Source organism: bacterium, from assembly GCA_030247525.1.
Lineage (GTDB): Bacteria > Electryoneota > JAOADG01 > JAOADG01 > JAOADG01 > JAOTSC01.
On the sequence record JAOTSC010000178.1, the window covers coordinates 1 to 6,566 of the forward strand.

Annotated in this window: 5 protein-coding genes; 2 read left to right on the plus strand and 3 right to left on the minus strand. The window is 45.4% G+C overall.

What is annotated here, in order from left to right; all coding sequences use genetic code 11:
• The first annotated feature begins 97 nt into the window (after window positions 1–97).
• Together OEM52_12950 and OEM52_12955 are read left to right on the plus strand one after the other, a co-directional pair.
• Window positions 98–1,051 carry a hypothetical protein gene (locus OEM52_12950; GenBank protein MDK9701048.1) on the plus strand — a complete coding sequence of 318 codons (954 nt, stop codon included), beginning with the start codon at window positions 98–100 and terminating at the stop codon, window positions 1,049–1,051.
• Window positions 1,052–1,168: 117 nt separating this feature from the next.
• Window positions 1,169–4,132 carry a fibronectin type III domain-containing protein gene (locus tag OEM52_12955; GenBank protein MDK9701049.1) on the plus strand — a complete coding sequence of 988 codons (2,964 nt, stop codon included), beginning with the start codon at window positions 1,169–1,171 and terminating at the stop codon, window positions 4,130–4,132.
• A gap of 78 nt (window positions 4,133–4,210) precedes the next feature.
• On the opposite strand, the gene OEM52_12960 is transcribed toward OEM52_12955, so the two are convergent.
• The 3 genes from OEM52_12960 to OEM52_12970 form a co-directional block, all read right to left on the minus strand.
• Window positions 4,211–4,582 carry a hypothetical protein gene (locus OEM52_12960; protein ID MDK9701050.1) on the minus strand — a complete coding sequence of 124 codons (372 nt, stop codon included), beginning with the start codon at window positions 4,580–4,582 and terminating at the stop codon, window positions 4,211–4,213.
• 108 nt (window positions 4,583–4,690) lie between these two features.
• Window positions 4,691–6,292, minus strand: coding sequence for a T9SS type A sorting domain-containing protein (locus OEM52_12965; protein ID MDK9701051.1), 1,602 nt, complete (start codon window positions 6,290–6,292; stop codon window positions 4,691–4,693).
• 14 nt (window positions 6,293–6,306) lie between these two features.
• Window positions 6,307–6,566 (minus strand): hypothetical protein (locus tag OEM52_12970; GenBank protein ID MDK9701052.1); only part of this gene is annotated, 260 nt, incomplete at its 5' end.

Genomic DNA, 6,566 nt, shown 5'->3' on the forward strand with positions numbered 1-6,566 from the left:
AGTAATGTATCATCTTTCAACCAACTCCTATTCCGGATTCCGTCAGAGGTAGTTGACATTTCGATTTGAGTCGCTGAAATAAACCACAGAGGCAATCATGAAGCCGATGAATAAATTGTATTTCCTGCCGACAATCCTCATACCGATTGGTTTAGGGGTGCTCTATGATATCTGGCACAATATGATTGCTGCTGGCGATCCCCTCGCCAGTATGGGCGGCTCAATCGTAAATCCCATCAGGGTATTTGGGCTTATCATTTTCCTTTCCTTCGTCTACAAACTTTGGGATGCCATTCAAGACGGCAAAACCCGCCCCTCGGCACTGATGGCAGCGGGTTTACTGCTGGTTCCCCTCTGGAACATATATTGGCGATTCAAAGCGTTCCTCGGTTGGACAACTGCCTATCACGAATATGCGCGACGAAATCAACTACAAGTTCCCACGATTCCGACTTGGAGTTTTCTTACTTTCAGCGTTATTGGTTTGGCGGTGGGAGTCTTGCGGTATATCGATCGGTTTTGGGAATCCGCTTGGATGGCAGCGAGTGTTTACGGTTTGCAGGCGGTCAATCTGGTAATGTTGGGTATCGTGATTTCTCACAGCTGTGATGCTGTCAATGCCCTCGTCGAGCAGGACATTCCGATTTCACCTCGAAAAAAACTTACCCAAATGCAATTGGTTACGATTGGGGTTGTTGCGGGGGTTGTCTTGTTGGGGGGAATGATTTTCGTTACCGAGACTGAATTATTAACGCCGCCAACAGCATCGAAACATGCCGACTTCGCAGTCGAAACGCTTCCCCAAATCCATCAGGCGATGAAGTTCTATCGTGACGACAACAATACCTACCCGCAAACGATCCGCGACTTAACCGAGGGTGGATACTTAACCCTCGATCCCAAAGTGGTGCGGGAATGGGAGTTTTTACTCATCGGAAACCCACCCACAAAAATCCAAGCGATCTCGACCAGTGCGATGCCGGGCGGTAAAGGGAATTCCATCCTGTTCGATTTAGAAAAGGAAACCTTAACCGGTTACGGACAAAAATGAAAGTTACCCAGATTCTCTATTGATTACACCAACAATAGGGTATATTGGATAGTGAGACACCAGTTTTTCGTTTAGCCATCGGATTTGCTCAAGAACAGCTCGCGGAAGGATGGAACAATGAGGAACGCATTTCTTCACCGAATTCCAATCGCATTGTTTACGTTCGTTTTCGTTTCGGCACTCATAACTGCTTGTACCGAAAAAGCGAAAAACACGGTTACCGAAGACGTTACCGTGAATGCACCTACTCAATTACAAGCAACCCGCAATGCCCAAGGCGACGTCGTGTTTCTACAGTGGCTCGACAATGCCGACAATGAATCTGGATTTGTTATTGAGCGATCTTCAGTTCGTTCTGATAGTGGTTATCGAATAATCTCGACTATCGCTACGGAAAATATTACGTCTTTCTCTGACTCCACCGCTCCTTATGACAGCATCTGCTACTACCGGGTTGCTGCAACTGCAGGTGAGCATGTATCCAATTATTCCAACGTCGCAATTAGATTGCTGAATCCGGTAAATGCTCCTCGATTGTATGAAGCTATACGTGATAGTGTCACCGGGTTTGTTTGGCTCACTTGGCAAGACTTTGCAAGCAACGAAGCCGGATTCGTTATCGAACGAACAACTCTCCCAACCGATACAAATTTCCTCGAATTAGTCACGATTGCATCGAATACGACCGAGTATTACGACTCCTCAGCTCCCCTCAGCGTTAGTTGCTCTTATCGGATTCGCGCAATTGCTGGTACAATGCGTTCAGCGTATTCGAATATCCTACGGGTTTCGGCAGTAATACTCACCGCCCCGGATAATTTCTCAGCGACGCGAACCTACCCGAATGAAGTTGTGTTGTACTGGTCGGATCAAGTGGATAATACCGTCGGTTTTGTCGTTGAACGTTCAATCACAAGCGCGTCCAGTGGTTTCGACACGCTGGCAACATTAGAAGCACACTCAATTACTTATACCGATACGACTGCTCCGGTTAACAATATTTGCTATTATCGGGTGTTCTCTGTTTTCGTTTCGCTACGCTCAGAATACTCGAATGTTGTGTCTGTGCCGATTTTCACGATTGCTCCTCCCCAATCGATGATTGCTACTCGGTTGGATTCGATGCGGGTGAATTTTAGTTGGTTTGATTTTTCGAATAATGAGACGGGATTTGTTTTGGAACGATCCACGCTTCGTGCTGATAGTGGATATCGCACTGTTGCAGTTATTCCCGCCAATCGACATGAGTATCTTGATTCGACGGCGAAAAACGACAGTACTTACTATTACCGTCTATTCGCTGTCGTACGTTCGTTGCGGTCGGCAGCCTCTAATATCGTTACCGTTCCAATGTTCACGATTGTCCCGCCCGGCTACCTTTCAGGCGGACGGCGGAATGATATGGTCGTCGATCTGCAATGGATCGATTTCTCCAACAATGAAACCGGTTTTCTCGTTGAACGCTCAACCAGCAGACCCGATAGCGGTTATCGAGTGATTTCGACCTTGGCAGCGAATTACACGATGTACACGGATCTAAATGCCCCGTTTGACAGTACGTACTATTATCGGGTGTGTGCGGTTGCCAATTCCTTCCGTTCGGCATATACCAATGTGCGAACGGTTTATCATGCGACGATGAATGCACCAAGATCACTCACTGCGTCACGAATCGGGATCGGTCTGGTTATACTGCGATGGATGGATGGGTCTATTAATGAAGCTAGATTTGTTATCGAAAGAAGCATCGCAGCAAGCGATACCGGGTATCAAATCATCGGACATACGTCCACAAATGTAGTGTCCTTTTCCGATACCACCGCCCCCATCGACAGCATCTGTTACTACCGGGTTTTTGCGCAAACCGGCAACCTACGCTCTTCCTATTCCAATACTTACGCATTACCATTGAATCTTGATTTACAAGCTCCTTCCGATTTGCACGCCAAACGTCGCACAAGTAACTCGATACAAGTGAATTGGATCGATCGTTCGAGTTATGAAGAGTCTTATCAGATCGAACGATCTATCATCGATCAAGTTTCCGGGTTTCAATTGATTGGGACGCAAGCACCCGATGCTAATTCCTTTATCGATACGCTTGCCCCGACCACTCGTGCCCACTTCTATCGTGTCCGAGCGACCGGAGGTCACTCTTTTTCTCCGTATTCGGCTGTTCGCTTCGTTCCGATTAATCAAACGCCAAGTTCCTCGGTAACATTACTCAGTCCGGCGAATGGAGCGACAAACCAAAATTTGGGAGTAAACCTTCGCTGGTCACCGGCACCGGACCCGTTGGGAGAAACCACATTTTACAATGTATATCTTTCTCCTCAATCCGCACCGGGAGCAATTCAACAAGTCGCCAATGGGATAACCTCTACGAATTTTCTCACCGGTCGATTAGACATGAATACAACATATCGCTGGAAGGTTGTTGCATTTGACGCTTTTCATCTGGCACCGCCCCCCGATTCGGTACCGGAAGCGACATTCACTACTTCAGATAATACCGCGAGTTGGTTAGATTGGAATGATATACCGCATACTGGAGTAGTCACATTGTACGGTAGTTACTCAAACTATTCAGCTCAAGTTTACCCAGAATACCATCTCGATTATGACACAACTTTTACTGATTCGTTACAACTCGATTTATCAAGAATATTCTTAGCAACACCTATTGGCGGGGATATCTCTTTTGAGGGAAGGAGCTTTACAAGTTTTCCACTAATCGTCGGAGAATCAGTTGTCAATGTTGACTCGATCGTTGATCTCTCCCGTTACTTATCTAATAGCAGATCAAATGTTTATACAGATTTCGGTATGATTACTACACAAGATATTTTGGTAGGAAGTGAAAATCTTACATGTACTGTAATGAGATGTTGGACAGATACAACATATTTCGGTCCGGGGGGCAGTTCGCCATTTGCCAATGTTCAAACAAACGTATCAGTTTGCCTAACTCCTGGACTTGGCGTTGTTCGAGTTTACGTTGGTTCTTCATCGTACTCAGGGAACAGGTTTTCAGTAAGCAGTCACAGCAGAAGTAGTGTCTACACAATTCGATTACCTTAGTCACAGTGATAACACATTTCTAACTAAAACGGGCGCGATAAATCGCGCCCCTACACTGATTCAAACAATAAGAAAAAACTAATCGTCGGTAACGGCAGTCTTCGTCGGCGGTTTCGCTGCCGAAGTGATTTGACGGACCCGGCGGCGGAGCCGCTCAAATTCGTCGTTCATTTCCCCAATCATAAAGCCCTTTTGTTCCGACGAACCGAGCCGGATCACCATCACGATACGGCCTTTGAATTGCCGGATATCGCGACCATCCTTGATCAACCCTTCCACCCCCTGGGTGGTGATGTTCTTCATTTTCCCAATCACATTCAGTACCCGTCCGTTGGAATCACATTCCACCAGAAATGGATAGCCCTTGTAACGCCGAACGTTACTGGAACGAATAAAGGGGATGCGCGAATACAGCGAAGTGTTCGCGCCAGTCATTGCCGTTAATGCCATCTGAGCAACCTCATCTTAGAACATTTCTAAGGTAGTATACCGAGGCGGTGCTTACAAGTCCTAATCACTCCTGCCGCCTCGCTACATATCCTTCTATCTTAGATTATTTTATTTCAAGTAAGAGATCGTGCGGGTTACTTGACCCTGCGGTGACGAAAGACGGATAAAGTAGGAACCGGACGATAACTGGTTCGGGTTCCAGATAAGGAAATTGTTTCCAGTGGGCAACCACCCTCGCGCTAACGTCGCGACCTCGCGACCGGTAAGATCATGTACAGCAATCGTCGCATCAGTTGGGTGTGGTAAGGAGAACCGGATCATCGTGGCATTGTTAAAGGGATTCGGGAAGGGGGCTCTTAATACGATAGAATTGGGTAAGGAATAGGTATTACTGATCGGCTCTCTCACTCCCGTTTCCGGAAACACGGGTGTCGTGCGGAAAGGGAAAGGATTGACGTAAGCGGGAAGTGAGTCACCAAGACCATTCGGATTCAAAACGTGACGCGGACCGGTGGAATCGCCCCACCAGCAATTCTGAGCATACACCGAATCGAAAACTGCAAATGTTGCTATTGTCGTGAATATTCGTGTGTTATCGCTGAAGTTCGAGTTGTGGATGTAGGCAGAATCACGGTGAAATCCATCAATTCGAGCAAAAATCGGCGATGAATTGCCAACAAAGTCTGATGAATCAACATACACACGATAGACACTTGCTATACATTGAAATCCAGTTATATTTTCAAATCGGCAATTTTCGAGATTCACTCGATGATCGGATTCGATTATACTCCGGCAGGTTTCATTTGATCCATCACCACCAAGAAACTCAACTCTTTGAAACAATGTACTACCAGATCTTGTTGTATCACTTCGAACACCTATGACCGGATAAAATCGAGTAGACACAACATCCATAAAAGTACAATCGCGAATAATTTGGTAATCTTGAGGTGAACCCCTACTGCAAGATATATGAATTGCCCAGTGTCCAACACCGATGAATTTACAGCTATCAATCAATGAATTACCACGCATGTTTATTTGGGGAGCGTTTCCAAAAAACTGACATTGGATGATACTTGCGTCACCAATTAGATCAAATGCAGTTTCACGCCAATCAGTTCGATCTCGAACTATAGTGCGAGTTATCTTAGATGGAACATTCGATACAGAAATTACATTTCTTGTTCCAACTGAATCACCGAAAAATCTACAGTCATTCACCTCAAGATAGGATGGAGTATTCCAAATATAGATCAATCCTTCAGATACACCCCATTGATCATCGAATATCCCTTGGATGTGACAGTTATTAAAAAACACTGAATCAGAAATTCCATAAAAAACCCCACTTCCAACAACCGGGCTAATCGGTGCTGTAAACGCTACTCCGGAAATCGTTAACTTGCAATTTGTGATGATATCTTGAAAGCAGCGCAGACTATCGGGACTCCAACGAGTGCTTGCAATATCTGAGCTATCGTTCGTAAAAAGATAATTTGAAGAAATGGTTAATGGTGTAGGAAAGGGATCACGTGAGATTGACTCTATGTAGTGTCCGGGAGCAAGTAGAATTGTATCGTTACTTTGTACAACTGATAACGCCGATTGGATAGAGCTAAACTCAGTTGGAACGCGTCGGATTGTCGCGTAAGCGTTTTGAATAAGAAGCAGTGATAACGTCACACAGACAATCCGGCGTGTCATGTCATGCCCTTATGTTAATGTTGCCAATCCGAATGTAAGTGTTGATTTGCGCCAGTAGTAGTATTTTCAGTTGAACAATAATACCAGCCACTCGTGCTTACACTAAAAAACTTAGTCTGGTTGTAAACCATGTCAGCTTGCCAGATAAGTTGTTGGTTCTGAGAAACAACTTTAACGTGAGTTGTTCCATTCTGGTCACCATGTTGATAAATGTAGTAACTAGTACCACTCGCAAGATAGTAGAAATCAGTATCACTCTCTCCATTGTCAAGAT